Origin of the sequence: Bacillus andreraoultii (genome assembly GCF_001244735.1) — a bacterium.
Lineage (GTDB): Bacteria > Bacillota > Bacilli > Bacillales > Caldibacillaceae > Caldifermentibacillus > Caldifermentibacillus andreraoultii.
This window is the reverse complement of the sequence record NZ_LN868936.1, coordinates 263,469-290,040: the sequence shown is the minus strand read 5'-3', so window position 1 is coordinate 290,040 and position 26,572 is coordinate 263,469. Positions and strand designations below refer to the sequence as shown.

At 36.6% G+C, this 26,572-nt stretch carries 25 protein-coding genes, 2 pseudogenes and 1 riboswitch; of the genes and pseudogenes, 12 read left to right on the top strand and 15 right to left on the bottom strand.

Annotated elements, in window-relative coordinates; genetic code table 11:
• The first annotated feature begins 15 nt into the window (after positions 1-15).
• The 3 genes and pseudogenes from BN2144_RS04470 to BN2144_RS20870 all read left to right on the top strand — a co-directional run bounded on the left by BN2144_RS04470 (position 16) and on the right by BN2144_RS20870 (position 2,141).
• Positions 16-375 (top strand): SCP2 sterol-binding domain-containing protein, encoded by a 360-nt coding sequence (locus BN2144_RS04470; RefSeq protein ID WP_033827104.1) that lies wholly within the window; start codon positions 16-18, stop codon positions 373-375.
• Positions 376-905: 530 nt separating this feature from the next.
• Positions 906-1,379: pseudogene (locus tag BN2144_RS20875) on the top strand (protoglobin domain-containing protein); the annotation flags it as partial.
• A 24-nt stretch (positions 1,380-1,403) separates the two neighbouring features.
• Positions 1,404-2,141, top strand: coding sequence for a methyl-accepting chemotaxis protein (locus tag BN2144_RS20870; protein WP_407638008.1), 738 nt, complete (start codon positions 1,404-1,406; stop codon positions 2,139-2,141).
• A 312-nt stretch (positions 2,142-2,453) separates the two neighbouring features.
• On the opposite strand, the gene BN2144_RS04460 is transcribed toward BN2144_RS20870, so the two are convergent.
• Positions 2,454-3,632: a glycoside hydrolase domain-containing protein gene (locus BN2144_RS04460; protein WP_033827102.1), complete on the bottom strand. Its 1,179-nt coding sequence runs from the start codon at positions 3,630-3,632 to the stop codon at positions 2,454-2,456.
• Positions 3,633-3,919: 287 nt separating this feature from the next.
• Here BN2144_RS04460 and BN2144_RS04455 point away from each other — a divergent pair, with 287 nt between their 5' ends.
• Complete coding sequence (locus BN2144_RS04455) at positions 3,920-4,636, top strand: DUF554 domain-containing protein (RefSeq protein WP_033827148.1); 717 nt, start codon at positions 3,920-3,922, stop codon at positions 4,634-4,636.
• A gap of 172 nt (positions 4,637-4,808) precedes the next feature.
• Here the strand turns inward: BN2144_RS04455 and BN2144_RS04450 are convergent, their stop codons facing one another.
• Positions 4,809-5,003 carry a hypothetical protein gene (locus tag BN2144_RS04450; protein WP_033827101.1) on the bottom strand — a complete coding sequence of 65 codons (195 nt, stop codon included), beginning with the start codon at positions 5,001-5,003 and terminating at the stop codon, positions 4,809-4,811.
• A gap of 182 nt (positions 5,004-5,185) precedes the next feature.
• Here BN2144_RS04450 and BN2144_RS19045 point away from each other — a divergent pair, with 182 nt between their 5' ends.
• Entirely contained in the window at positions 5,186-5,353 is a 168-nt protein-coding gene (locus BN2144_RS19045) for a hypothetical protein (RefSeq protein ID WP_222860079.1), read from the top strand.
• A 373-nt stretch (positions 5,354-5,726) separates the two neighbouring features.
• On the opposite strand, the gene BN2144_RS04445 is transcribed toward BN2144_RS19045, so the two are convergent.
• Positions 5,727-6,455 carry a hypothetical protein gene (locus BN2144_RS04445; RefSeq protein WP_033827100.1) on the bottom strand — a complete coding sequence of 243 codons (729 nt, stop codon included), beginning with the start codon at positions 6,453-6,455 and terminating at the stop codon, positions 5,727-5,729.
• Positions 6,456-7,095: 640 nt separating this feature from the next.
• On the opposite strand from BN2144_RS04445, the gene BN2144_RS04440 reads away from it, so the two are divergent.
• Positions 7,096-7,617, top strand: coding sequence for a YcxB family protein (locus BN2144_RS04440; RefSeq protein ID WP_042337590.1), 522 nt, complete (start codon positions 7,096-7,098; stop codon positions 7,615-7,617).
• Between the two features lie 100 nt (positions 7,618-7,717).
• Here the strand turns inward: BN2144_RS04440 and BN2144_RS04435 are convergent, their stop codons facing one another.
• Positions 7,718-8,029, bottom strand: coding sequence for a CHY zinc finger protein (locus BN2144_RS04435; protein WP_075047794.1), 312 nt, complete (start codon positions 8,027-8,029; stop codon positions 7,718-7,720).
• 268 nt (positions 8,030-8,297) lie between these two features.
• Here BN2144_RS04435 and BN2144_RS04430 point away from each other — a divergent pair, with 268 nt between their 5' ends.
• Together BN2144_RS04430 and BN2144_RS04425 are read left to right on the top strand one after the other, a co-directional pair.
• On the top strand, positions 8,298-9,467 hold the full coding sequence (locus tag BN2144_RS04430) for a pyridoxal-phosphate-dependent aminotransferase family protein (protein ID WP_033827098.1): 1,170 nt from the start codon (positions 8,298-8,300) through the stop codon (positions 9,465-9,467).
• 618 nt (positions 9,468-10,085) lie between these two features.
• Positions 10,086-11,735, top strand: a complete 1,650-nt coding sequence (locus BN2144_RS04425) for an FAD-binding dehydrogenase (RefSeq protein WP_033827097.1) — start codon at positions 10,086-10,088, stop codon at positions 11,733-11,735.
• Positions 11,736-11,784: 49 nt separating this feature from the next.
• On the opposite strand, the gene BN2144_RS04420 is transcribed toward BN2144_RS04425, so the two are convergent.
• Positions 11,785-12,357 (bottom strand): TetR/AcrR family transcriptional regulator, encoded by a 573-nt coding sequence (locus BN2144_RS04420; RefSeq protein WP_042337588.1) that lies wholly within the window; start codon positions 12,355-12,357, stop codon positions 11,785-11,787.
• Between the two features lie 217 nt (positions 12,358-12,574).
• Between BN2144_RS04420 and BN2144_RS04415 the strand changes: the two genes are divergently transcribed.
• The 3 genes from BN2144_RS04415 to BN2144_RS04410 all read left to right on the top strand — a co-directional run bounded on the left by BN2144_RS04415 (position 12,575) and on the right by BN2144_RS04410 (position 14,113).
• Positions 12,575-13,216 carry an FMN-dependent NADH-azoreductase gene (locus BN2144_RS04415; RefSeq protein ID WP_033827096.1) on the top strand — a complete coding sequence of 214 codons (642 nt, stop codon included), beginning with the start codon at positions 12,575-12,577 and terminating at the stop codon, positions 13,214-13,216.
• Positions 13,217-13,541: 325 nt separating this feature from the next.
• Positions 13,542-13,676, top strand: a complete 135-nt coding sequence (locus tag BN2144_RS20585; protein ID WP_268258024.1) for a hypothetical protein — start codon at positions 13,542-13,544, stop codon at positions 13,674-13,676.
• A 119-nt stretch (positions 13,677-13,795) separates the two neighbouring features.
• Positions 13,796-14,113 carry an MGMT family protein gene (locus BN2144_RS04410; RefSeq protein ID WP_033827095.1) on the top strand — a complete coding sequence of 106 codons (318 nt, stop codon included), beginning with the start codon at positions 13,796-13,798 and terminating at the stop codon, positions 14,111-14,113.
• Positions 14,114-14,261: 148 nt separating this feature from the next.
• Here the strand turns inward: BN2144_RS04410 and BN2144_RS04405 are convergent, their stop codons facing one another.
• From BN2144_RS04405 to BN2144_RS04375, 7 genes are all read right to left on the bottom strand, one after another.
• A complete protein-coding gene (locus BN2144_RS04405) occupies positions 14,262-15,305 on the bottom strand; it encodes a ribonucleotide-diphosphate reductase subunit beta (RefSeq protein WP_230199708.1) in 1,044 nt (347 codons plus the stop codon).
• The gene (locus BN2144_RS04400; protein ID WP_033827093.1) at positions 15,269-15,724 is read right to left on the bottom strand and encodes a flavodoxin; all 456 of its coding nucleotides are present in this window, start codon (positions 15,722-15,724) and stop codon (positions 15,269-15,271) included. The genes BN2144_RS04405 and BN2144_RS04400 overlap by 37 nt, the downstream gene beginning before the upstream one ends.
• 25 nt (positions 15,725-15,749) lie before the next feature.
• A complete protein-coding gene (locus BN2144_RS04395; protein WP_042337585.1) occupies positions 15,750-18,014 on the bottom strand; it encodes a ribonucleoside-diphosphate reductase subunit alpha in 2,265 nt (754 codons plus the stop codon).
• A gap of 129 nt (positions 18,015-18,143) precedes the next feature.
• Positions 18,144-18,327, bottom strand: a riboswitch (cobalamin riboswitch).
• Positions 18,328-18,820: 493 nt separating this feature from the next.
• Positions 18,821-18,961, bottom strand: a complete 141-nt coding sequence (locus tag BN2144_RS04390) for a YvrJ family protein (protein WP_033827092.1) — start codon at positions 18,959-18,961, stop codon at positions 18,821-18,823.
• A gap of 73 nt (positions 18,962-19,034) precedes the next feature.
• Complete coding sequence (locus BN2144_RS04385) at positions 19,035-19,253, bottom strand: DUF2922 domain-containing protein (protein ID WP_033827091.1); 219 nt, start codon at positions 19,251-19,253, stop codon at positions 19,035-19,037.
• Positions 19,254-19,272: 19 nt separating this feature from the next.
• Complete coding sequence (locus tag BN2144_RS04380) at positions 19,273-19,491, bottom strand: DUF1659 domain-containing protein (protein ID WP_033827090.1); 219 nt, start codon at positions 19,489-19,491, stop codon at positions 19,273-19,275.
• Between the two features lie 358 nt (positions 19,492-19,849).
• Positions 19,850-20,752, bottom strand: coding sequence for a 3-hydroxyacyl-CoA dehydrogenase (locus BN2144_RS04375; protein WP_033827089.1), 903 nt, complete (start codon positions 20,750-20,752; stop codon positions 19,850-19,852).
• Positions 20,753-21,144: 392 nt separating this feature from the next.
• Between BN2144_RS04375 and BN2144_RS04370 the strand changes: the two genes are divergently transcribed.
• Complete coding sequence (locus tag BN2144_RS04370) at positions 21,145-21,645, top strand: SdpI family protein (protein ID WP_033827088.1); 501 nt, start codon at positions 21,145-21,147, stop codon at positions 21,643-21,645.
• Between the two features lie 35 nt (positions 21,646-21,680).
• On the opposite strand, the gene BN2144_RS04365 is transcribed toward BN2144_RS04370, so the two are convergent.
• The 3 genes and pseudogenes from BN2144_RS04365 to BN2144_RS04355 form a co-directional block, all read right to left on the bottom strand.
• Entirely contained in the window at positions 21,681-23,342 is a 1,662-nt protein-coding gene (locus BN2144_RS04365) for an IS1182 family transposase (RefSeq protein ID WP_230199706.1), read from the bottom strand.
• A gap of 16 nt (positions 23,343-23,358) precedes the next feature.
• A pseudogene (locus tag BN2144_RS04360) lies at positions 23,359-24,782 on the bottom strand (IS1182 family transposase); the annotation flags it as partial.
• Complete coding sequence (locus BN2144_RS04355; RefSeq protein ID WP_230199675.1) at positions 24,772-26,433, bottom strand: IS1182 family transposase; 1,662 nt, start codon at positions 26,431-26,433, stop codon at positions 24,772-24,774. The pseudogene BN2144_RS04360 and the gene BN2144_RS04355, both read right to left, overlap by 11 nt.
• Positions 26,434-26,572: the final 139 nt, after the last annotated feature.

Genomic DNA, 26,572 nt, shown 5'->3' with positions numbered 1-26,572 from the left:
AAGGAGATGTTAATTATGAGTGAAAAGCTGACAACATTATCTTTAGAGGAAACCATGCAGTTTATTGAAAAGACGCTTAACGAAAGTCCTACACCAATTGCAGATGCAAACGTCACGTATCAATTTGACATTAGTGGTGATGAGGAAGGTTCATACCAACTACAACTTCAGAATGGAAAAGCAAAAGTTGAACAAGCAGGTACAGCCCAAGCAGACTGTACACTTGTTATGTCATTCGCAAGCTTTCGTAAATTTTTAATTGGAAAACTAAGTGGAACAGCTGCTTTTATGACTGGAAAATTAAAAATTAAAGGCGATATTGGGAAGGCGATGAAACTAGAGAAAATACTAAAGGAATATGATTTGAAAAGCTAATATCCAAATAGACTATTTATCTAAAACCGGCAAGGACACCCCCACTTCTATTCGTGTAAAGGGTGTAGTGGGGGAGGAATTGCCGTCAAATACGTTATAGTACGTTTAAGATTGGAAGATTTTGTACTAGATCATGTATTTAAAACACCTGTTGGCTCCTCTATTCTCTTATATGTGTAAAAATATTTGATTCTATTGGGGATTTGGTAAAATAGGACTAAATGACTACAATTACCTATTCGAAAAGTGCGATGTTTGTTTTAGAAGACTTCATAGGTGTTCATTCTTCAATAGGAAAAGTACGGGTAAAAAAATTGCTATGTTTCTGTGTATTGGGCTTTCTATTAATTCCGTTAAATGTTCACTAGTTTAATATTTGATGGTATAGCTTTGATGGGATAAAATGAAAATGATATTTATTCTAATTTACATAAGCAATAAGGAATATAGGAACATTAAGGGGAGCGGGTCTTTTGTTTTTAAGAAAATTACATCAACCGATAAAAAAATTAAAGAGAGAGATAGAAGATGTGAAATTAGTCATTCCAAAAGGGTTGGAAATTGAAAACCAAGTTAAAATGGTCAGCTTAACAGAGGAAGACTTAATGATTATTCGTGGTATTCAACCTTTTGTGATTGAGAAGATAGATTCGATAGTCGAAAATTTTTATAAAAATATTGAAAATGAACCTTCGTTATTAAACATTATTAATAAAAATAGTTCAATTGAAAGGCTAAGAAGAACATTAAAGCGACATATTATTGAAATGTTTGCAGGCGCAATTGACCAGGAGTACTTTGAAAAAAGAATTCAGATAGCAAAGATTCATGTGAAGATCGGGTTGAAAACAAAGTGGTATCTTTGTGCCTTTCAAGATTTGACTCTTTCACTTATTGAAATTATCGAGAATAATCTTGAAGATAAGGATGAAATATATGCCGCCATTCGTGCTGTGACAAAGATACTTAATCTTGAACAACAGTTAGTTCTTGAAGCATATGATAATGAAGCTGAAGAATTAAGAAATATTGAAATTGTAAAGAATCGGAAATTAATTAACAATGTACTTCATGCATCGGAAAGTTTAGCGACAATTGCTCAAGAAACAAATACATCCTTTCATCATTTAAGTCAACAATCAGGAGAGATTACGAAGCATGCAAAAAGAGGGACTGAACTGTCAATACTAGCTGAGGAGAGGGCAAAAAAAGGTCAACAACAAATTAAACTCCAAAACAAGAACTTAGATAAAATTCATCAAACAATTAATGAGGCCTCCAGTGATGTCGATGTTTTATATGGAACGACAAAAAGAATGCAGGATATTTTAAGTTTAATTCAAGATATTGCCGACCAAACAAATCTATTGGCGTTAAATGCTGCCATTGAAGCTGCTCGAGCTGGAGATGCAGGGAGAGGTTTTGCAGTTGTCGCCGATGAAGTTCGCAAACTCGCTGAAGAAACGAAGAATTCTGTAGTGAATGTTTCTAGTTTAATTACGGGTACAACGAATCAAACAGAAAAATTAACATTATCACTAGCGAATATTTCTCAAGCAGTTATCGAAGGCAATAAGGATATGGAAGAAACGAATAATGATTTCGAACAAATATTAAAAACAATGAGAGACACAAACCTTCAAAATAATAAAATTGAAGACGAACTTGCTTCTTTTGTTACGATCGTTCAAAAGTTAGGCAAATCCTTTGAAGAAGTAGCATCATCAGCGGATTACTTAGCAACATTTGTCAGTGAGGATAGTTAACTTCATTAGTTGAAGTCAAGATCCCTTATGCCTGTGCACACTACGAATGATTTCCAACTATTCTGAGGGAACCTTTTGGCGATCCGCCTAAGTTGCAATTAAACTGTACAAATAGAAGGTTAAAATGGTACGTAAAACGATGGAAGTCTTATATCAATGAACTATATAAGTGAACTAAGTATGAGGAGGATGGGCCAAAAATTTCCAAATACAAATTTTATCTATTTTGATAAATGTAGTTTTGAAAAAGTGTGCTGACGTCATGTTGGTATATGTTCATGACCCCCTCCTGTGTCAAGTAATTTTAAACAGTTACCATAGAATACTTTTCATATCAGTGTTGAATAAATTTGTATCGATATTGCAGCTCTTTGCATCAATTCCATATTGCCAACCAGCGATACGAGCATTTTCAGGAGCATCTGGTCGATATTTTGGAGCGTTGGCTTCTTTTGTAATTTTTTCGCTTGGTGCAGCGGTCCAAATGAATGTCTCCTCTAAAATCTTTTTATTTTTCTCCACTGCATCATGAAAGACTTTAGTTAGTTTCTTTTCATTTTCAAAGATTCCATAGATTCCAGGTTTATATTTGGATTGGCTTAATTCGTCATACCAACCTCTTATAAACTCTGAATCTACTGGGTAGCTTGGCTCGATATCAGCAAAAATGGCAATCCCTTCTGGAACATCTAATTTTTCCGCTTGTTCAATCGCTTTTTTTGCTTCCTCTTTTCCATTTTCATAGCCTGTTGCATCATTAAAATGGTTCCAAATGAGAAGTAGCTGAATATCATTCGAATGGAGAAATTCTACTTCTTCTTTTGTAATTCCAGTAGAGACATCTGTATTATCTCCTAAATATCTCCCCCACACTTTTGGGTTTCCAAAATTATCCCGTACACAGGTAAGCATTTCCTCTGTTGTTTTACTTGCTGAGTCAACTCCCCAAACTGTGTCCGTAGCCTTTTCCCCGTTATCATCTGATTTCTCTTCCTTGTTAGGTTTTTCCTTATGATTGGAATCATCACTGTTATTAGATTTGCCACCATCACTGGATTGATCTTTTTTATCGGATTTGTTTTTTTCATCCTCTTTAGACCCGCTATCGTCTTTCTTTTCTTGTTCCTTATCCGCATCTTCCTTCACTTGTTTCGAGCCATCTACATCATTCTTCACATGATTTGATACATTGACATCCACATGAACATTAATATTATTTGTAATGTTGTTCTCAATTTTATTGTCACTACTATTATTTAACTTATTATCAATCGAATTATTTACATCCGCTTTATCACCATTGATATTGTTTTCCACATTATTAGATACTGTGCTATCTCCATTAGAAGTAGGTACTACATTTTCACTAGAGTCCTTTGTAGGATTTGAAGTTTCAGAAGCATCTGTATTGTTGTTTGAGAAAAGGAAGAGCGGCAACCCAATGATTAGCAATGCAGATATGGCAATTGCAATCAAGCTTTTCTTACTCAAATCCTTTCACCTCCTTCTCTACAAGATTTAGTTTATGCGAGGAAGGAGGACATGTTTGGACAGGATTGGAAAATGTGTTTTTTTCATAGTATGTATAGGAGTGTAGCTCGGTTTAATTTCTGGGTAAAAAAGGTATGTGTAAGTAAGTGGCTTTTTCAGAACGGAGAGAGCGAGAGTCGCTTAACACGAGGTCCTTGATTCCATACGTTATAATAGAATATGTATATTTTGGAAAGGGTATAAGATTAGAAATACCAAATCAACTTATAAATAAAGGAAGTTTGTTTATGCCAATAGGAGTTATTATTAATTCATTTGTCATTATATTCGGGGGATTCGCGGGAGCGTTTCTAGGTGATAAAATTCCCGAAAGATTGAGAGTTGCCTTACCTTTAACATTTGGGGCGGCCTCGATGGGAATGGGAATCCACCTTATTGGAGAAATGCATATGCTGCCACCAGTTATTCTTTCATTAATAATAGGAAGTGCAATTGGTGAACTCATACAGCTCGAAAAAGGAATAGAATGGTGTGCGCGTAAAATTCAAAGTCCGATTGAGAAAATCTTTTCTAGTAAAAGTAATATAGATCAGGAACAATTTATGGAGCAATTTGTAGGGATTATTGTCTTGTTTTGTGCAAGTGGAACAGGAATATTTGGCTCACTAAATGAAGGGATGACTGGAGACTTTACTATATTGCTTTCAAAGTCATTTTTAGATCTATTTACTGCGGCTATTTTTGCAACTGCCTTAGGTTATATTGTCGTAACAGTAGCTATTCCGCAATTTATTATACAATTTTCCCTGTTTTTGAGTGCAGGATTTATTCTCCCATTAGTGAATGAACATTTAATTGGTGATTTCTCAGCCTTAGGTGGCATTATTATGTTAGTTACCGGCTTTCGTATTTGTGGGATTAAATCATTTCCAGTAGCTAATATGCTTCCCGGAATGATTCTTGTTATGCCGATTTCTTCCCTGTGGATGTTTATCTTTGGGTAGTTTATCAACTATGATTAAGAAAGTTACATTTACGTTTGGTGGCAAGGGGCTGTCTGAAAAGTGGATATCCAAAAAATGTGATAATCAAGAATGTTGATATATCAAGGTTTTGAAACATGAAAAGGGGCATCCGAAAATCAAGATACGACTTTTTGGATAGCCCCTGTATGAATCAAAGTGCATAATCAATATGTTCTTCGGTTCTTAAAATCACTTTATGTCGTTTAGGTAAGTCATTCTGCATCACTTTTTTCAGTGCTTGTCGAGCAATCGGTTCCGTAAAGGTCTCTAACATTAACTCAGGATTAATTATTTTTAAATCGTTGACTATATCCTTCAATATGTCTTCTGAAATGATTTTCTTCATTCAAATCCACCTTCAACGATTATAGCTTTTCCGAACGAGAAAACCCATTACGGTGCAATAGCACCCCCTTTAGGGATGGGATGATAGTGAGGTCGGTCAAAAGATGACCGAAAACTTTTCCAATTTAATTGTATATTTCCAATCCTTGTTATATAATGAATATATAATAAGGAGGTGAAAACATGTACTTAACACAAAGCAATCAAATACGTGGTCTTTCCAAAGAACAATTTCAACAATTAAGAGAAATGTGTCACTATGCAAAAAACCTGTACAACGTTGGACTGTATAACATTCGCCAACATTACTTTACAGAAAAAACATGGTGGACTCGTTTTATAATGGTCTAAACAAAATGCATATTTCCCATCTACTTTGAACTTCCCTACCATATAACGTGAATACGAAACATTGCCTAGATATTCAATTTTTGGTGCTGCAGCTTGAACCGCCTTAGGTGTATTGTCCAATGAAAATGGTGTTGTACCTAGGATTGAAAGAATAATGACAAAGGCTGCGATGATGAATAGTTTTACATTCCTTTTTCTCTTCATTGTGCTATCCTTTCTATTTTTTCATAAAAAAAGAGCTGTTCAACATATTAAACAACTCTTTTAAATATTATAACTTCTTTATTCAAATCTTTCCCATGTATTACCACCGGGCTCAATTTCGCCTGAACCAGTTACTTTCCAATCATGATTTTCTAATTCTTTCCCTATTTTATCCCAGTCGGTTGGTCTTTGAAGCGACTGTTTTTTGTTGTGATGTAGCTGTCACAGCTGCACTTTTCTTCTCTTCTTTTTTCCGATTCGCTTCTTCAGTTGCAATGATTTTTTTATTTACAAGTTCTAATTTCTTTTTTAACTCTTCTTTTTTTCCATCATTTTGAACTTTATTTACTTGTTCTATCGCTTTATTATACGTATCTTTGTTTGGTTCCTTTTCTGCTTCTTTTACCTTTTGTGTAGCTATGTTGATTGTTGATAATTGATCGCTCGCTTCAGATAAATAATCGGCTAAGTGGTTATAAATGGCATTATTTTTATCCTTAATGCTAAGCAATTCTTGATTTAAAGTGGCTAGTTGTTTTTCCGTTGTTGTTTCAACCAACACACCATTTTGTAAAGTACTGTAGACTTTTTGTTGAATTCCAGCGATTTCTTTCACTTCTTCAATATCTTTAAGTAATTGATCTTTTTTATTATCATCTTTAATTTTTTTAACTGCACCTTCTGCCTTCTTGATTTTTGTTTCTAGATTGTCAGCTAACCTTGTTTTTGTGTCGTTGTACAAGGAATCAACGGATTTTTCTGCATTTGTTTTGATTCGTATCTGTTCTAACTTTGCTGCTTCAGCTGCTTGTGCTTTTTGATTATAAGCATATACACCTGTTGTCGTTCCAGCTAATAGAGTAAATGCTAACGCTCCAATAATCATCTTTTTTTTCATTTCAAGGCTCTCTCCTTTAAGACAAGGTTGAAATATAAGAAAATGATAAAATCGTAAATTCCTATTTATAACTATTAGGATAGTAAAATATTAGTAATATGTATCTTTATTAACAAGGACGAAACTACCAAATAAAAGTGGATGTAATTCATTGATTAGTTCGAATTTACCATAATATTCAAGTTCATTCAAATAAAATTATTTTGTGTATCTGTTTTGGGGGAGCAATATCTTGAATAAATATCATATGTACTACCAAAAGTGATTGTCGTAAGGAATGCAATCCAAAAATGGTCTTTTCAGCTTTGATATCATCTTAATTCCTCCTTTCGTCTTGGTAATAGTTAAAGTATATAGAAGCTTGATGAAAGGATGAGGAGGGAAGGGTTTTTGCAGGAAGTTAATAAAAAGGTGGTCGGAATAATTGTCTCTTTTTCAACCATGTGTGAATCAAGTTCGTTCTAGAACTTGTGGGAAAAATGTGATAATATGAGGAAAATAAAGTATGCTCGTAATTGAAGTTACAGAATAAAATGGCGATAGTAAGATTGGTAGTCATGGCTTTTTCATAAATGCCAAAATTTTTAAGGAAAACGGGTAAGTAAATAGGCTTTGATTCTCATTTTCAGGGGAGGTTATGATGGAAGTTACCTATCATTTAACGGAAGAAGATTATTTGCAGTTTAATAGGTTTCATATTCGAAATTCCAAAACGTTTAAACGGGCTCTAGTTATTCAAAGGGTTACCGGCCCAATCATCTTTTTACTGATGGCTTTTATTTTTTCAAGTATAGGCAATTTATCTTTTGCGACGCTCCTTGTACCATTTATTATATTAAGTGTATTATGGATTGTTTTTTACCCGAAGTATTTTTACGCTAGTGTGATACGAAATACAAAGAAGGTAATAAAAGAAGGGAAAACTGGTGGCGACCTTTTAGGAAAACATCAAATGATTTTAAATGAAACGGGTATTATTGACTTAACGGAAAATGGAGAAACAAAAGTCGCTTGGTCTGGAATACTTGAATTAAAAGAAGATGAGTACAATATTTATGTGTACAATAGTTCGGTAAGTGCGTATATATTGCCGAAAAGAGATTTAAATAATGTAGCAGAAGTTTGGGATTATTTAAGGGCAAATATTACTGGGCAGCATTAATAGAAAAAAACGTCTCTCAAAGTGGAGGCGTTTTAATTTTATTCAGCAAAAGAAAGAATGGACGTAAATACGTCAATATGAAAGTAGTTTTTTCCTATATTTAAACATCAAAATAAATTGGATAATGGGTTGCGCAGCCTTCATTAAATATGTGTCCACAATAGGGGCAATTCGTTGTTCCCATATATTCGCGAATGGATAATTCAGTTTGACAATGCCCGCAGAGAATCGCTTTTTTATTAAACTCATCTTTTTCCCAACGCTTAATGGGATGATTCTCGCAACCATTGTGACATTGGAAACAAGGGTAATACCGATTACAACATTTGAACTTAATCGCAATTATATCCTTTTCTGTATGATAATGAATACACCTTGTCTCATGATCAACGACTGGTCCATACACCTTCATAAAAATTTCCCCCAATCTCTAAATAGTTCATCCCTTTTTTTAGCATAACAAAAGGAGAGAATTTGGTAAACTTGTACATACTTGAGTTAACATATAGTTCATTTTATTGAATAAGAGCCAGAATTATATTGGAGTGTTCATAAAATATAATTTTGTGACTATTTTTTAATAGAGGAATTTTATAAAAGGAAGTGGAATAAATACATAAGTATGTTTGGTTTGTAAAAAGTAAGTGTTTTGTGGGGATTTAAAAAGGGGGAATGAAACGATGCGAAATAAGGAATTGTTATTAATTCCAGGACCAACGCCGGTTGCCGATTCGATTTACGATGCCATGGTTCAAGAAACATGGGGACATACAGACCTAAGATTTGCCAAAATGTATAAAGAGTCCATTGAAGCAACAAAGCAAATGTTAAAAACAGATGGTGAGGTTTTCGTTATTTCAGGATCGGGCACACTTGCAATGGAAATGGCACTTGTGAATACGGTTGCTTCTGGTGAAAAGTTGCTCGTTATTAGTCACGGCTATTTTGGTGATCGTTTTATTAAACTCGGTCAAGCTTATGGAATTGAGATTGATGTTGTACAAAGTGAATGGGGTAAACATATTGATGTAACTGAAGTTGATAAGAAACTATCAGAAAACAAATATAAAGCTGTCACGATTACACATGCGGATACATCAACGGGTGTCGCGTCAAATCTAGATTTACTCGTACCGTTAATTAAAAAACATGGTGCGCTTGTTATATTAGATGGTGTTTGCGCAACTGGTGCGATAGAAGAGGATATGAGTAAAACGTACGGTTCACCGGATGCGAAGATTGATGTTGTTTTAACAGGTTCACAAAAGGCGATTGGAGTACCACCGGGATTGGCCATCGTTGCATTTAATCAAACAGCATTAGCAGCACGTGAAGAACTGGACCGAGTTCCAGCTTATTATTGTGATATAAAAAATTGGCTTCCGATTATGCATGATCCGACGAAGTATTTTGCAACACCTGCTGTTAATATGATCTATGGATATAGAGAGGGGATGCGCCTTGTTTTAGAAGAAGGCATGGAAAAGCGCTATATCCGACATAAACAATATGGTCAAGCCGTGCGATCTTCTTTACGAGAATACGGAATGAAGCCACTTGCAGATGAAGGGGTAGCTGCTGCCACTTTAAGTTGTATACTTTATCCAGATGGGGTAGATGATGCAGAGTTCCGCTCATCTTTAGCGAAAAAGGGTGTTATTGTCGCCGGCGCCCTAGCACATCTTTCAGGAAAAGCATTTCGTATTGGTCATATGGGAAATACAACGAAAGAGATGCTAGCCGAAGCAATCGAGCGAATTGGTGAAACATTAATTGAACTTGGACTCGCAGCAAATATTGATCGGGCATTGGAACAGTTTGAGGAATCGTTTAACGTGACGATTAATTAGAAAAGTATACTTTTTTCATTTAACGATGAAAAGCTATAGTATTCTATGAAAGAAATTATGTTTTTAAACCACTCCATGGATGTGTTTGGAAAAATGTAAGAGGGTTTGTATTGTTCCTACTATGCTATTAGATGATGTCACCAGTTGTGATTTATGAATATATGTAAGAATTGTTTCAGTTGGAAAGAAATTGAAAATAGGGGAATGTGGTAGAAATGAGTAAGGCATGCAGAGAAATGTTCTGTATGTCTTTTTTTTACGGGTGGTATATAGAATATTCTTCGTTTCCTTTACGCAGAGAAAAAGGTAATGAATGTCAAGCAGAGCAATTATAGACGCCTATTCTGTGGTGAAAAAGACGGGAACGGTCCTCTAGAGCATTTCTATGTGTCCAATTCACAGAAAAAAGGCTGAAAAAGTCATCTAGAACATTATCGATGCCCTTCATGCGGAAAAACAGATACAACCCCCACGTCTACCACTCCGCCGAACGCCAATCATCTCAACCCACAAATCTCAAAATAATTAAAGGAATCTATCAACAAAACTCGAATATGAACATAAATATAGATTAAGGTTGATTGAAAACAGGGGACAAAGTGAAAATGGGGGATAACGATGGGATATGATGTTATTGTTGTTGGCGCGGGTCTAGCAGGTTTAGTTGCAACGGCAGAAATAGCAGATGCTGGCAAACGGGTATTACTTTTAGATCAAGAGCCATTTTTAGGTGGACAAGCTTGGTGGTCTTTTGGAGGATTATTTTTAGTGGATTCTAAAGAGCAACGACGCTTAGGAATAAAGGATTCAAAGGAATTAGCATGGCAAGATTGGGTTGGCTCAGCTAGTTTCGATCGTGAAGAAGATGAAGATTACTGGGGAAGAAAATGGGCAGAGGCATATGTTGATTTTGCCGCTGGAGAAAAAAGATCTTGGCTTCGTAGTATGGGTGTCCGTTTCTTTCCAGTTGTTGGTTGGGCTGAACGTGGTGGACATTTAGCAACGGGCCACGGAAATTCCGTTCCTCGGTTTCATATCGTTTGGGGGACAGGTCCTGGAATTGTGGCCCCTTTTGAACAAAGAATTCTTGAACATATGAAAAAAGGTACGATAAAGTTCCTCCCTCGCCATCAGGTTGATCAGTTAATTCAAGAAAATGGCGTGATTAAGGGCGTTGCAGGGTCCGTTCTCATCCCGACTTCGGCACGTCGCGGGGAAGAAACAAGTCGGCAAGTGATGGATCGTTTTGAATACCGTGCGGAAGCAGTACTTGTTTCAAGTGGAGGAATTGGTGGCAACCTTGAATTAATCCGTAAAAATTGGCCAGATCGCCTCGGTACACCACCAAAACATCTGCTTTCCGGTGTCCCTGCCCATGTTGATGGGAGAATGCTTGGAATAACTGAAGAAGTAGGTGCGAGAATTGTAAACCGTGACCGCATGTGGCATTATACAGAAGGAATTACGAACTGGAACCCAATTTGGCCTCATCATGGAATTCGAATTTTACCGGGTCCTTCTTCAATTTGGCTTGATGCAACGGGAAAAAGGTTTCAAGTGCCGAACTTACCAGGCTTTGACACGTTGAGCACATTAGAAGCCATTATGAAAACAGGTTATGATTATTCATGGTTCATATTAACGCAAAAAATAATAGAAAAAGAGTTTGCCTTATCTGGGTCGGAGCAAAATCCAGATCTTACAGGGAAAAGTATCCGTAAAGTGTTAGGAAGGGCATTTTCAGGTGTACCAGAACCAGTTCAAGCTTTCATGGATAAAGGAGAAGACTTTATTATTAGGGATACCTTAAAAGATTTAGTTGATAGTATGAATAAGTTGACAGGGGAAAATCTACTTCAATTTAAAGAAATTGAGGAACAAATAGCGGCAAGAGATAGAGAAATGGATAATAAGTTTACAAAAGATTTACAAGTAATAGCAATTAGAGGTCATCGGAACTATATTGGCGATAAATTAATTCGGGTTGCAAAGCCGCATAAAATTTTAGACGCTAAAAATGGCCCACTAATTGCGGTTCGCCTCAATATTTTAAGCAGGAAAACATTAGGTGGACTGCAAACTGATTTATCGGGACGAGTCCTCAATTCAAAAGGTCAAGCAATACCAGGGTTATATGCGGCTGGCGAAGTATCTGGATTTGGTGGAGGAGGAGTCCATGGCTATCGAGCACTAGAAGGAACTTTCCTCGGAGGGTGCCTTTTTACCGGTCGTACAGCAGGGAGAGCAATTGCTTCAGAGTTAGGATAATAAGTACATTTGATAAAATAATAAAGCACGTAGTTAATCTTTCCATTAATTACGTGCCTCTTAGTTGTTTTACGAGTAACTTGGCAAGTGTATGAATATGTGCCAAGTTTTTATCCTCAGGTCGTCCGGGAAGATTTTTATATGTAATAAGTAATCCGTTTAATGAGGAAAAAAATAGCTGTGCTTGTTCCCTTGTTCCTTTCTTATTATCAAGATTAAGCGCTGACTCAATCATGGTAAGTATCGGGTTAATGATTCCTCTAAGTTGGTCTGTGATTGAACTAGGTTTATTCATCTCAAGCATGAAGTATGCCATCATTTGATACAGTGTTTCGTGTTTATACATATAATTAATATAACGGCTAGCAATCATTTCAATATCCGTTTCACTTTCTAAATACTCATAAAGACCTTTACTTTCGATGATTAAAGCTTCCATAAATAAATGTTGTTGGTCTGGAAAATATTTATAAATGAGACCCGGAGATACATCTGCAAGCTTTGCAATCTCTCGAATACTTACTTCGGAAAACGGCCGGGAACTAAACAGTTGAACAGCAGCATGAATCATTCGTTCCCGATTCATTTGTTTTTTAAATTCTCGTCTAGTTAATTTTCCCACAAGGTAACCTCCTATAGCAGTAAAATATATGTTATTTTTATTTTACTAGATTATGATTAAAAATACATTTGAACAAACCCATGAAAAAAAGAATTGCTGAGCATAATATGTGCATTTTTTAACAAATCAATGTAAACTATTACTTGCCATCTTTTCTTATAGAAGCTATCATGTTATATGTTACTATTTTCACATGAGAACAATCAGGAGGTTTTACATGAATATATTAGTCGTTAAAGCAAATAATCGTCCAGCATCACAAGGGGTTTCGAGCCGTATGTATGATACGTTTATGGAAACTGTTAAAGAGGCGAAAGGTATAAATATAAACGTTTATGATGTATTTGAGGAAGATATGCCTTATGTTGGGCAAGATTTATTTAATGCATTTGCAAAGTTGCAAAAAGGTGAACCATTGGCGGATATTGAACAACGCATATTAGCAGCAAAACAAAAGGCTAAGGATGCCGTTTCGAAAGCGGATGTCGTAGTTATTGCTTTCCCATTATGGAATTGCACAATTCCAGCCGCATTACATACATTTATTGATTATATTACTGAAGCGGGCTTTACATTTAAATACGGTTCTCAAGGTGAGTTAATTAATTTAATGCCTGATAAGAAAGTGATTTTATTGAACGCACGTGGTGGAGTATATTCAAGCCCAGAAATGCAACCAATGGAAATGGCTGTAAACTATATGCGTAATATGTTCAGTAAAGTATTCGGAATGGAAATTATTGATGAAGTAATTATTGAAGGACATAATTCGAATCCGGATCAAGCAGAAGCCATTATTGAAGAAGGGCTTCAAAAAGTGAAAGAAGTAGTTTCAAAATTAGCGATGCAACTTGTATAACTATAAATGATTGAAAAGGGCTACCCAGAAAGTCGTATTTTTGGCTAATAGGAAAGTATATATAATCCAATTTCTACTTTCCTTGTGGTCTTAAGTGCACAAAGAAGACTCGAGCGTCCCTTCGTTTTCTTTCATTTCTGGATGCCCCTTTTCCTGTTTCAAAACTTTGATATATCCACTTTCTTGAATATCCTTTTTTGGATATCCCCTTATCCGACAGTCCCCTGTTAGTTATACCGTCTCTTGGCGTTTTTCATCTCCATGCGTAAATAATGAAAAAGAGGACATACTTTATGTTGAAAAATAGAAAGGAGATGTTTTCGTCATGACGAAGAAATTTAATAAAGGAAGCAGCAACCAAAATGCACCTGAATTGCATGGAAAAACACCTACTAGTGGGGACAATAGCAAAGGTGTGAAACGAAATATAAAAAAGCAAGTAGATAAAACAGAAGACTAGGAATTCTAGCTAAGTATAGGTATTATAAAATGATACGATATAATATAGAAGCAAGTTATCAGTAATCGATAATTTGCTTTTTTTCGTTCAATTAGCTATGAAGAGGGAGGGAAATCCATTTGAATGACTTTACTAAAAGGGTAGTTGAAATTATCCAATCCATTCCAAAAGGTAAAATGATGACATATGGTCAAATTGCAAGGATAGCAGGTAATCCAAGAGCAGCACGTCAAGTAGCGCGAATCTTACATTCAATGAGTCAAAAATACAATCTACCATGGCATCGCGTCGTTAATGCAAAAGGAGAAATTGTTATTAAAGATGATGAATCTCGATTTGTACAAAGAGCTTTACTTGAGAAGGAAGGTGTAACAGTAAAAAATGAAAGGTATGTTTCGATTGATGAATATCGATACGATTATCAAAAGTTTGAGTAAGATAGTGACTTTTTTAGATGAACCATATATCACCGGATCTCATTATGCTAAATTTGCGCCTAGTTTGAACTAACTTTTAGTAAGGCCCATTTTAAGCAAGAAAAAGGCTTAGATTAGCCAAGCCTTTTTACCTAATTATCGTTTTTTATTATAATTCGTCAAATCCGTTTAAATCACCGACCTTCGTGTATTGACGTGATTTTTGTTCGAAAAAGTCTGTTTTCGTATCATCAAAGTTATCAACGTAAGCGCGAATCCATTTCATTGGGTTTTCTGAATGACTTTCATAAAGGTCACTAAGACCAAGTAACCGGAGCATTTTGTTTGCTCGATATTTAATATACCCAGCTAATTCTTCAAGATCAATACCATGTACGTCTTTTAAAACGTAAATACTCCAGTGTATTTCTTGTTGGACTGAATAGGTAAATTGTTCGTATATCCACTCGCTAAGCTCTTCTGTGTTATGCTCTGGATTTTCTGCTAATGTTGCTCGGAATAGTTCACTAATAAATTTACCATGCTGCAGTTCGTCTCGGTTTATATAAGAAATCATTGTGGATGTTCCGACCATCTTTTGATGACGCGCTAAGTGGTAGAAAAAAGCGAAACCAGAGTAAAAGAATAATCCCTCAAGTAAAGCACTGTACACCATCGTTTTCAACACATTTTCAATTGAAGGCTCTCTTGCAAATGTATTATAGACATCAATGATCCGTTCATTTCTTTTTAATAAAGTGGCGTCCGTTCGCCCAGTTTCAAATGATTGAATTTGTTTATCAAATGAAGTAACAGATGATAGAACATAAGCGTAACTATGGTTATGTTCACTTTCTTGATCAGCAATTGTTGCCATAATCGATTTTACGGATGGATCTGTCGAATAATCAGCAATCCGCATGGCGATATCTGTTTGTGGACCATCTAACGTTGCAAGTAAACCAATGATCTTTAAAAATGCCTCTTGTTCCGTATGTGAAAGGGTTGGAAATTGTTTTGAATCGTGAGTCATGTCGACTTCACTCGCTCGCCAAAATAGTGCTCGAATCTGTTCGCGATAATCATAAAAGTGTGGATAGGCGAGGTCATTCCAATTTAAAATACCACTCGATTTTCCACCAAACAAGGCAGTCGATTTATTTGGATTTTCTGGATTTAACACGGTAACTTTTTTAAGTATTTGTTGCAAAATGTAACAACTCCTTCTGTCCATTGGATTACTTTAGCCACTTGCTCACCTCTTGGGCTTTGTTCAATTTTTAATGGAGGTAGGGGGGATGTGTAAAACTTTGCTAATTTATCAGCCGCTTTACAAAATAATACATCCCCACCAAACTGTGTATCACCTGTACCAAAGACAAAGATATTTTCAGGTTTATAGCCTATTTGATAAACGAACCTTTTTACAATCTCCGGTGTAGCTCCTTTTGCCCAAGTAAAGCTACCGAAAAATATCATATCGAATTTCGTAAAATCAGGAATATGAACAGGTTGCCTTGTTATGCGATAAAGTGTTACGTCAATGGATTTATTTAATAAACTGTCCTTAATTAGTTCAGCCACTTCTTCTGTATTCCCACTAAAACTTGCATAAAGAATTAAAGCATGCATGTTTAAACTCCTTTTCCCTATCTATTTAAGAAGCACACCATTCACATTCTTCTATATCGGTTGCCGTTGAACGAACGTAGTAGGTTGATTTAAGCCCAGATTCCCAAGCTTGCAAATGTAAATCTAGTAGTACTTGTGCTTTAATTGTATTTGGCACATAAAAGTTAAATGAAATGGATTGATCAATATGTCGCATTCTGGCAGCATTTTGCCGAATTGACCATCGTTGATCAACAATATAGGCAGACCGTCTATAAACATCGTAAGTTCGATGATCCAAATCAGGGGCTACAACAGGAAGTTTATAGTCCTTTTTTTCCTCGTAATAAAAAGGTTTGAAAATAGGGTCAATACTCGCTGTAGATCCGGAAATAACCGATGTGCTGGAGTTTGGAGCAATCGCCATAAGATAACCATTTCTAAGTCCATATGCTCGTACATCATGCATGATCGCTTTCCAAACTTCTGCATTCTCTCCAGTTAAATAGCCTCTAAGATGGAAGTATTCCCCGGTTTGCCAATCACTTCCGTCAAATTGTGAGTATGCTCCTTTTTCTTTTGCTAATTCCATACTTGCTGTAATCGTTAATTGAGCAATTTTTTCATATAAGTAATCGGCGAGTTGTATTGCCTCTTCAGATTCCCACTGAATTCCTTTCAAAGCTAGCAAATGATGCCAGCCAAATGTACCAAGTCCAATCGATCGATATTTTTTATTTGTTATCGTTGCTTGTTTTACTTCTATCGTATTTAAGTCAATCACGTTATCTAACATTCGAACTTGAATAGGAATGAGGCGCTCTAGAACGTTGTCCGGTATAGCCTTGCCTAAATTAATAGATGAAAGATTACAAACGACCATATCTCCAGCTTTTCGATACGAAATAATTGTGTCACCGTCTACCGTCTCTTCAAATTGAACGGTTGGGGACATATTTTGCATAATTTCTGTACATAAATTACTAGAGTAAATCATCCCAGTATGTTTATTTGGATTTTTTCGATTTACTTCATCCCGATAAAACATAAACGGTGTTCCGGTTTCAAGTTGAGACTTCATTATACGAATCATCATTTGAATCGCAGGAATTTTTGTTTTTGACAAAGCGTTATTTTCTACACATTGGAAATACTTTTCACGGAAGGAACCCGTACCTTTTTTCTCATCATAGTAATCTTCCAAACGGAATCCCATGACTTCTTCTACTTCAAGTGGATCAAATAAGTACCAATCTCCACGCTTTTCTACTTGTTCCATAAAGACATCAGGTACACATACACCAGTGAAAATGTCATGGGCACGTTGCCTTTCATCCCCATTGTTTAGCTTTAAATCGAGAAATGACAAAATATCAGCGTGCCAAACATCTAAGTAAACTGCGATAGCTCCTTTTCGCCTACCGAGTTGATCAACACTAACTGCTGTGTTATTTAGTTGTTTAATCCACGGAATGACACCGGATGAAGCCCCCTTGAAACCTTTAATGGAACTCCCTCGACTTCTCACTTTACCGATGTAAACACCGATTCCACCACCGCCTTTAGAGAGACGTGCAATATCTGTGTTTGAATGGTATATATCAATTAATGAATCTTCTACTGTGTCAATAAAACAGCTTGATAACTGGCCATGATTCAGTCCTGCATTAGCAAGTGTGGGTGTTGCAACGGTCATATAAAGGTTCGATAAGGCCCAGTACGCTTCACGGACAAGGGTAGAGCGTTTATGTTTTGGCTCATCTTGCATTAAAAATAGAGCAATTGTTAACCAACGTTCTTGTGGTAGTTCATATATGTTTTTTTCATAATCCGTCGCTAAATACCGATTCGTAAGTGTATGTAAGCCAACATAATCAAAAAGTAAATCAAGTTCAGGGTCAATGATTTTTTCTAGCTCATTCAATTCTGTCTCCGTATACTTTTCTAATATATTTGGTGAATAAATACCTTTAGAGACTAAAAGTTTTTGTAGTTGATAGTAACTTCCATATTTTTGTTCAGCGTAATATCCTCGATTCCGACTTGCATGACGATATAGTTGATCCAAGTAAAAATGTGCGGCGACATGGGACCATTGTGGGTTGGCCTCATCCATTTGTTCGAGGGAGCTTGTAATTAATAGATTCGTCAGTTGATCGAAAGTTAGCTTATTATTAGAATTGAATGCGCGTAATATTTTTTCTTTGAAGTGTAGTGGGTTAATCCCCGAGTAATGGTTTGTTATCCTATCAATGTAATTTGCCAAGTCCTCTTTCCTAATATCCTCTTTATCAAGTAATAATTTAGTCATGTAATCACCTTCCATTTTTAAATAATAAAAAAATCCGCTATAGGGGTAGCGGATTAAACGATAGAAAGAATGAAGACATAACATATTCATCTCTACTATCGTTTCATCTTCCTATCCCCCGAAGAATCGAAACTTTAACAAGTTATGGCAGGTCTCCTGACTTATGCATCTTCCTACTCAGATCCCTTCCCGTACAAAGAAGTACAGTGGGTTAATCTCTTTTCGTTCGCATTTACAGTTGCGGGGACAGTTCCGGACTTTCACCGGATTCCCTATTAAGCCTTGTAATGGCACCGTAACTTGCTAGTTTTCAATATATTGTGTTTTTGTTTGAAGATAGCACTGTATCTAGTGTCATAATGATAATAACATGTATAGATCGTTGAAGCAATAGTATGAGGTCATTTTAATAGAGGGATTGAAAAGGTAGAGTTTGAGATTCTTTCTAGGGGAGTCTACTGGAAACTTCGGAAAATCATATCTACTTCGGAAAAACGAGTGCAACATCGGAACTATCGAGACCATCTTCGGAAATAAAACCGCAATCTTCGGAAAAAAGCAAGGAACTTCGGAAAAATCACCCAAACTTCGTAACAAAACTCAATGTGGTAAAGTAACTAGTTTTTAGAAATATGTCGAGAAACCTTGTGACTTCTCGTCATGAGTTTTTGACAAATAAAAATAAAAATCTACTCAGTAGCATTGACCGAGTAGATTTGAAAAAAATGTATCCGTTCTTATCAAATAAGGGATTCTAATGTTGTCATTTATAGTAAGAGAGTAACAACTATTTTTTAAAGGAAAATCTACACTCTGGTCATTTGATCGGGTAGTTTGTTAATCGACTGGATAACTTGATCAAGCTTTGTCTCGATTCGATAAAGCAAGATTAAAGTGACGATAACCGGAAAACCAACTTCCCCAATCAATGTGTACCATTCTGTCATATTTAACTCCTCCAATACAGGGAGGCTAGGGCAGTAAAAGTGTTCCCCTCAAAGCCTCCATTCATTTTTATAATTAAAAGTTAAATACTTCAGTAGATCTGCTAACTATTCTCGCTTCTTTGATGGATGCCAAGGAAGCACCACTTGACGCTTGGAAGACATCCGCTAACAGGATTTGGTTCATGACATTTTTAATTAATTCTTCGTCTAAATTTTCCTTTGGATCGTTAACGGAAATCCGAACCGTACGACCATCTGTAGCTAAAAAGACGAGTTCCAATGTTGTATCCATTTCGTTCCCTCCTTACGAATTAACCATAAATTTCTTTCTTATCATCTCGCTCAACATTGAAGAAAGGTAAGCTTGATAGTGATGCAATTGCCAATGCCGCTTCATAAATTTGTTCATCCGTGCTGCTTGTTTTCACATTGTTATAGCTCTTTGTTTTAAATACAGTTTCTCCTTTTTGATCTAGGCCGAATTCGTAAAGGATCCGGAAGTTTGTTTTGATGATATTTGCTTCTGCCATTTTGTATCACCTCCTCCTTTCACTATTGTTATAGATGGTTTTGCTAAAAAGGGATAAATAAATTTTAAAAAATGTTGGGTTGTATTCCAATGTGCATGGCTTTATCACATACGCCAATCCAGGTTTGTACCTGATTTTTTGGGGCTTCTATAAAAAACTGAGGGACGCTTGATCCTTTAGTTAACCAAAGAAACTAGCGTTCGGCGAAAAAACTTTTATCAGCTGCGAGGTCATGAGGCTTCTAAGTTGCGAAAATAAAAAAGCCGGCTCTAATGAACCGACCTTTCCTAATAGAAAAACTGAATTTTATATGAAGGGGGGCATGATTGCCATGTCTTGTGATGCCGATGCTAGTCTTTTATTCCCCTTTTAAAAATCCTGGTTGGGCGAAACTTGGGTTCGGATATTTATAGAAACCTTCACCTGTTTCGCGACCTAGTTTTCCTTTATCAATATATTCTGTTTTTAGTAGTTCAGCTAATTTTTTATATTCTTCTGAACCAGTTGCCTCTGCTTTAGCAACAGTAATATTGTAAGCAGTTGTTATTCCTACAACATCAAGAATTGCAAATGGACCTAATGGAGCCCCAGTACCAATCATCCATGTTTTGTCAATTGTTTCTGGATCAGATACTTCTTTTAATAATAACATTTGAGCGGCATCTAATAGTGGAACTAATAAAGAATTTAAAATATAACCTGGTTGTTCTTTATAAATTGGTAAGCCAACCATGCCAATTGCTTTAGCGAACTCTAAAATTTCATCAAAGTATTTCATATTTGTACCTGGATGTCTCATCACTTCAGCTGTATTATTTTTCCAAATTTCATTTGCAAAGTGAAGGGCTAAAAATTTCTCAGGCCGGCCCGTTGCGTCTGCAAATTGACTTGGTAATAAAGTTGAAGAGTTTGTAACGAATACGGTTTTTTCAGGAGCTACTTTGGCTAATTTTGTATAAAAATCTACTTTAATATCGACACGTTCAGGAATTGCTTCAATAACGAGGTCAGCATCTGTGACTGCCTTCCCTAAATCGCTATAGAATGATAAACGATCATAAGCGGCATCTACTTCTTCTTGTGAGGCCCCTAAATCTTCTTGATAACGAGGTTTTAATTTCAGTATTCTTTCTTTTGCTTGCTCTAGTGCTGCATCATTTATATCATAAATTGAAACATTAAACCCTTTGAATGCTGTTTGATATGCGATTTGGCTACCTAAAACTCCACTTCCAGCAACTGTTATATTTCTGTAATTCATAAACATTCCTCTCTTTCGTTAGCTCTTTTTTGAAAAACGATAATGAATCTTTTATGGTGTGAAAATACTCACAATAATAGTTATCAAAATTCGACATCTATTGACTCTATTTTACAATGTTCGTAAAATGCTTGTCCAACAATTAGCCTTAAGGAGCCGGCTTCTCAAAGATTATTGCTTTTAAAAATTTATTGTGGTCGATTTTGGTAGTGACTTCAAGGTTTTGATTATTCGAGGAAGCGCTGGCTTAAGGAGATGCCCATAGATATGCGACCTACTTAGTGAAGAACAACAGCTCTAATTAATATATACGAATTTGAAACTTTTTATGATGAAAGTCGTATTCTAAGTTATAATGAATGATACTTTTTCTTTATAAAGGGGAGATTCGGATGAACTCACAACGTCCAAAAATAAAACTTCCAAAAACAAAGAGTGAATGGATATTTGATAGTATCGGCTACACGACATATATTGCTTCCATCGTTTTTCTTATAGGTATATGGGGGCGCCTACCGGATAAAGTTCCAGCACATTACAATTTAGCGGGGGAAATTGATCGTTGGGGTTCAAAGTGGGAACTGCTTATATTACCAATTATTGGTGGATTAACACTTATTTTTATGCAAATTCTAGAAAATTACCCGGAAATTCATAATTACCCGAGTCGCTTGAATGAGGAAAATGCTGCACAATTTTATTTAATTAGCCGAAAAATGTTAAATCAATTAAAGAATGTCTGTCTACTAACCTTTTCAGCCTTATTATTTGAAAGTGTACTAATTGCTTTAAAATGGTGGGAAAGATCTGGCATTTGGTTTTTACCAGTTATTGTCATAGCTGCTATGTTACCATTAATTGTAGGCGTTATTAGGCAGAGGAAGATAAAATAAGTATTTATAATATGTAAAATGAGGCTGGGACATAACTAGCCAAAAGTAGTATATAAAAAGGTTCCAGGCAATAAAAAATTTGCTTGGAACCTTTTTTGTGGGGTTTTTCCATTTCTCGTCACTATTTTACCGCTGATGGCGGTGACTTTTCTCATATTCACCGCCATCAACGCAAAGGCTAATTCATTTTTCACTTTCTGTTTTCCTCTGACGGAAAAACGAGTGAAACCTAAATTAGCCTTCAGAAAACCGAACGCTGGTTCTACATCAATTTTACGTTTTCCGTAAATTTCACCAGTTTTCTCGTCTGAAAGCTTCGTACGTACATATTCTTTTTGGGACTCCCACTTTTCATTTATGTAGACTTTTCGGTTGTTCCCTTCTTTTGCTTTCGTGCATAAATCGCGGAGTGGACAATCCGAACAGTCCTCACACTCGTACACTTTAAATTCACGGGTGAATCCGTACCTGTCTGTTCGTTTGGAATGATGGCTAAATCGTACTTTCCGACCATTTGGGCACAGAAAAGTATCTTCGTCCTCATTATATTCCCAATTATCTACATGAAAAGCGTTGTCCTTATGCTTCTTTTTCTTCTCCTTTCGATATTGATTGTATGTAATAAGTGGCGTTCGATTTCGATTCTCGATGATATCTTCATAATTCTGTTCGCTACCATATCCTGCATCCGCGACAATGAATTCCGGAAGCTCGAAAAAGTTTTCTTCAATCGTGTCGAGAAAAGGAATTAAAGTGCGTGTATCGGTCGGGTTTGGGAAAACATCGTAAGCGAGCACATATTGACCTTCCGTCGCAATTTGGACATTGTAACCAGCTTTCAATTGACCGTTCTTCATGTAGTCGTCCTTCATGCGCATAAACGTCGCATCTGGGTCCGTCTTTGAGTAACTATTGCGATCACCGAAAATCTCCATATCGTTTTGATACTTTTGTTTGCGAGTAATGAAATCCATCCATTGCTTCCGAGATTGTATGGGTAATTTGCGTTCGGAACGGAGCTTTTTCCGTTCACTCCCAACTTCAGATACTTCAATCTTTTTATTATATTCCTCGATTTTCTCGTCTAACTTTTCGACTACTTCTTCCATTTCTTTGACGGAAAGTTCCTCTTCCTTTTCTCGCTCTATTGCTGGGATGATCTCCTTCTCTAGCAGCTCATCATACAGTTGATTGGACTTTTCGATTAGCTTATCACTATATCTTTCAATGGACTTCCGCCATACAAAGGTGAACTTATTTGCGTTTGCTTCAATTTTTGTACCATCAATAAAAATGGCTTCCTCTTCAATCAATTCCTTTTCCACGAGCTGATTTCGGAACTGGACAAAGCATTCACGTAGGATGTTTTCAATGAGTGGATTAGAACGGAAGCGATTGATGGTGCGATAGCTAGGTTCATGTCCTTGAGCCAGCCACATCATGCGGATACTATCCTGTAATAAAGCTTCTATTTTACGGCCGGAAAACACGGATTGCGTATATCCACACAAAATGACTTTCAACATCATACGAGGATGATACGCGGGACGGCCGGTTTGTCGTATGAAGTCCTCGAAAGCTTCTTCGGGAATACTCTCGACAAGATCATTGATCGCAAAAGCAATATCGTTTTCTTTCAACTTAATTTCTAAATTTAGCGGTAAAACTACTTGATTCATGTTATAATGTTTAAACATAAGGGCACCTCCAAAATTATTGTTTNAAAAGAGGCTGGGACATAACTAGCCAAAAGTAGTATATAAAAAGGTTCCAGGCAATAAAAAATTTGCTTGGAACCTTTTTTGTGGGGTTTTTCCATTTCTCGTCACTATTTTACCGCTGATGGCGGTGACTTTTCTCATATTCACCGCCATCAACGCAAAGGCTAATTCATTTTTCACTTTCTGTTTTCCTCTGACGGAAAAACGAGTGAAACCTAAATTAGCCTTCAGAAAACCGAACGCTGGTTCTACATCAATTTTACGTTTTCCGTAAATTTCACCAGTTTTCTCGTCTGAAAGCTTCGTACGTACATATTCTTTTTGGGACTCCCACTTTTCATTCATGTAGACTTTTCGGTTGTTCCCTTCTTTTGCTTTCGTGCATAAATCGCGGAGTGGACAATCCGAACAGTCCTCACACTCGTACACTTTAAATTCACGGGTGAATCCGTACCTGTCTGTTCGTTTGGAATGATGGCTAAATCGTACTTTCCGACCATTTGGGCACAGAAAAGTATCTTCGTCCTCATTATATTCCCAATTATCTACATGAAAAGCGTTGTCCTTATGCTTCTTTTTCTTCTCCTTTCGATATTGATTGTATGTAATAAGTGGCGTTCGATTTCAATTCTCGATGATATCTTCATAATTCTGTTCGCTACCATATCCTGCATCCGCGACAATGAATTCCGGAAGCTCGAAAAAGTTTTCTTCAATCGTGTAGAGAAAAGGAATTAAAGTGCGTGTATCGGTCGGGTTTGGGAAAACATCGTAAGCGAGCACATATTGACCTTCCGTCGCAATTTGGACATTGTAACCAGCTTTCAATTGACCGTTCTTCATGTAGTCGTCCTTCATGCGCATAAACGTCGCATCTGGGTCCGTCTTTGAGTAACTATTGCGATCACCGAAAATCTCCATATCGTTTTGATACTTTTGTTTGCGAGTAATGTAATCCATCCATTGCTTCCGAGATTGTATGGGTAATTTGCGTTCGGAACGGAGCTTTTTCCGTTCACTCCCAACTTCAGATACTTCAATCTTTTTATTATATTCCTCGATTTTCTCGTCTAACTTTTCGACTACTTCTTCCATTTCTTTGACGGAAAGTTCCTCTTCCTTTTCTCGCTCTATTGCTGGGATGATCTCCTTCTCTAGCAGCTCATCATACAGTTGATTGGACTTTTCAATTAGCTTATCACTATATCTTTCAATGGACTTCCGCCATACAAAGGTGAACTTATTTGCGTTTGCTTCAATTTTTGTACCATCAATAAAAATGGCTTCCTCTTCAATCAATTCCTTTTCCACGAGCTGATTTCGGAACTGGACAAAGCATTCACGTAGGATGTTTTCAATGAGTGGATTAGAACGGAAGCGATTGATGGTNGAGGCTGGGACATAACTAGCCAAAAGTAGTATATAAAAAGGTTCCAGGCAATAAAAAATTTGCTTGGAACCTTTTTTGTGGGGTTTTTCCATTTCTCGTCACTATTTTACCGCTGATGGCGGTGACTTTTCTCATATTCACCGCCATCAACGCAAAGGCTAATTCATTTTTCACTTTCTGTTTTCCTCTGACGGAAAAACGAGTGAAACCTAAATTAGCCTTCAGAAAACCGAACGCTGGTTCTACATCAATTTTACGTTTTCCGTAAATTTCACCAGTTTTCTCGTCTGAAAGCTTCGTACGTACATATTCTTTTTGGGACTCCCACTTTTCATTCATGTAGACTTTTCGGTTGTTCCCTTCTTTTGCTTTCGTGCATAAATCGCGGAGTGGACAATCCGAACAGTCCTCACACTCGTACACTTTAAATTCACGGGTGAATCCGTACCTGTCTGTTCGTTTGGAATGATGGCTAAATCGTACTTTCCGACCATTTGGGCACAGAAAAGTATCTTCGTCCTCATTATATTCCCAATTATCTACATGAAAAGCGTTGTCCTTATGCTTCTTTTTCTTCTCCTTTCGATATTGATTGTATGTAATAAGTGGCGTTCGATTTCGATTCTCGATGATATCTTCATAATTCTGTTCGCTACCATATCCTGCATCCGCGACAATGAATTCCGGAAGCTCGAAAAAGTTTTCTTCAATCGTGTCGAGAAAAGGAATTAAAGTGCGTGTATCGGTCGGGTTTGGGAAAACATCGTAAGCGAGCACATATTGACCTTCCGTCGCAATTTGGACATTGTAACCAGCTTTCAATTGACCGTTCTTCATGTAGTCGTCCTTCATGCGCATAAACGTCGCATCTGGGTCCGTCTTTGAGTAACTATTGCGATCACCGAAAATCTCCATATCGTTTTGATACTTTTGTTTGCGAGTAATGAAATCCATCCATTGCTTCCGAGATTGTATGGGTAATTTGCGTTCGGAACGGAGCTTTTTCCGTTCACTCCCAACTTCAGATACTTCAATCTTTTTATTATATTCCTCGATTTTCTCGTCTAACTTTTCGACTACTTCTTCCATTTCTTTGACGGAAAGTTCCTCTTCCTTTTCTCGCTCTATTGCTGGGATGATCTCCTTCTCTAGCAGCTCATCATACAGTTGATTGGACTTTTCAATTAGCTTATCACTATATCTTTCAATGGACTTCCGCCATACAAAGGTGAACTTATTTGCGTTTGCTTCAATTTTTGTACCATCAATAAAAATGGCTTCCTCTTCAATCAATTCCTTTTCCACGAGCTGATTTCGGAACTGGACAAAGCATTCACGTAGGATGTTTTCAATGAGTGGATTAGAACGGAAGCGATTGATGGTGCGATAGCTAGGTTCATGTCCTTGAGCTAGCCACATCATGCGGATACTATCCTGTAATAAAGCTTCTATTTTACGGCCGGAAAACACGGATTGCGTATATCCACACAAAATGACTTTCAACATCATACGAGGATGATACGCGGGACGGCCGGTTTGTCGTATGAAGTCCTCGAAAGCTTCTTCGGGAATACTCTCGACAAGATCATTGATCGCAAAAGCAATATCGTTTTCTTTCAACTTAATTTCTAAATTTAGCGGTAAAACTACTTGATTCATGTTATAATGTTTAAACATAAGGGCACCTCCAAAATTATTGTTTCGTCACTTTAATTTTATCAAAAGGTGCCCTTTTTGTTTACTAGAATTGTGACAAAAAAGGCGTTGGGTCTACACTTTTTAGTGTAAGCTCCAACGCCTTAATTTTTATTTTACT

Coding starts and splice junctions, on each gene's coding strand:
- BN2144_RS04390 (WP_033827092.1), bottom strand. CDS start 18,961: ATGACAGAATGGTACACATTGATTGGGGAAGTTGGTTTTCCGGTTATC.
- BN2144_RS04380 (WP_033827090.1), bottom strand. CDS start 19,491: ATGGCAGAAGCAAATATCATCAAAACAAACTTCCGGATCCTTTACGAA.
- BN2144_RS04355 (WP_230199675.1), bottom strand. CDS start 26,433: ATGTTTAAACATTATAACATGAATCAAGTAGTTTTACCGCTAAATTTA.
- BN2144_RS04470 (WP_033827104.1), top strand. CDS start 16: ATGAGTGAAAAGCTGACAACATTATCTTTAGAGGAAACCATGCAGTTT.
- BN2144_RS04430 (WP_033827098.1), top strand. CDS start 8,298: ATGCGAAATAAGGAATTGTTATTAATTCCAGGACCAACGCCGGTTGCC.
- BN2144_RS04455 (WP_033827148.1), top strand. CDS start 3,920: ATGCCAATAGGAGTTATTATTAATTCATTTGTCATTATATTCGGGGGA.
- BN2144_RS04370 (WP_033827088.1), top strand. CDS start 21,145: ATGAACTCACAACGTCCAAAAATAAAACTTCCAAAAACAAAGAGTGAA.
- BN2144_RS04395 (WP_042337585.1), bottom strand. CDS start 18,014: ATGACTAAATTATTACTTGATAAAGAGGATATTAGGAAAGAGGACTTG.
- BN2144_RS04450 (WP_033827101.1), bottom strand. CDS start 5,003: ATGAAGAAAATCATTTCAGAAGACATATTGAAGGATATAGTCAACGAT.
- BN2144_RS04435 (WP_075047794.1), bottom strand. CDS start 8,029: ATGAAGGTGTATGGACCAGTCGTTGATCATGAGACAAGGTGTATTCAT.
- BN2144_RS04400 (WP_033827093.1), bottom strand. CDS start 15,724: ATGCATGCTTTAATTCTTTATGCAAGTTTTAGTGGGAATACAGAAGAA.
- BN2144_RS04425 (WP_033827097.1), top strand. CDS start 10,086: ATGGGATATGATGTTATTGTTGTTGGCGCGGGTCTAGCAGGTTTAGTT.
- BN2144_RS20585 (WP_268258024.1), top strand. CDS start 13,542: ATGACGAAGAAATTTAATAAAGGAAGCAGCAACCAAAATGCACCTGAA.
- BN2144_RS04445 (WP_033827100.1), bottom strand. CDS start 6,455: ATGAAAAAAAAGATGATTATTGGAGCGTTAGCATTTACTCTATTAGCT.
- BN2144_RS19045 (WP_222860079.1), top strand. CDS start 5,186: ATGTACTTAACACAAAGCAATCAAATACGTGGTCTTTCCAAAGAACAA.
- BN2144_RS04365 (WP_230199706.1), bottom strand. CDS start 23,342: ATGTTTAAACATTATAACATGAATCAAGTAGTTTTACCGCTAAATTTA.
- BN2144_RS04440 (WP_042337590.1), top strand. CDS start 7,096: ATGGAAGTTACCTATCATTTAACGGAAGAAGATTATTTGCAGTTTAAT.
- BN2144_RS04385 (WP_033827091.1), bottom strand. CDS start 19,253: ATGGATACAACATTGGAACTCGTCTTTTTAGCTACAGATGGTCGTACG.
- BN2144_RS04415 (WP_033827096.1), top strand. CDS start 12,575: ATGAATATATTAGTCGTTAAAGCAAATAATCGTCCAGCATCACAAGGG.
- BN2144_RS04375 (WP_033827089.1), bottom strand. CDS start 20,752: ATGAATTACAGAAATATAACAGTTGCTGGAAGTGGAGTTTTAGGTAGC.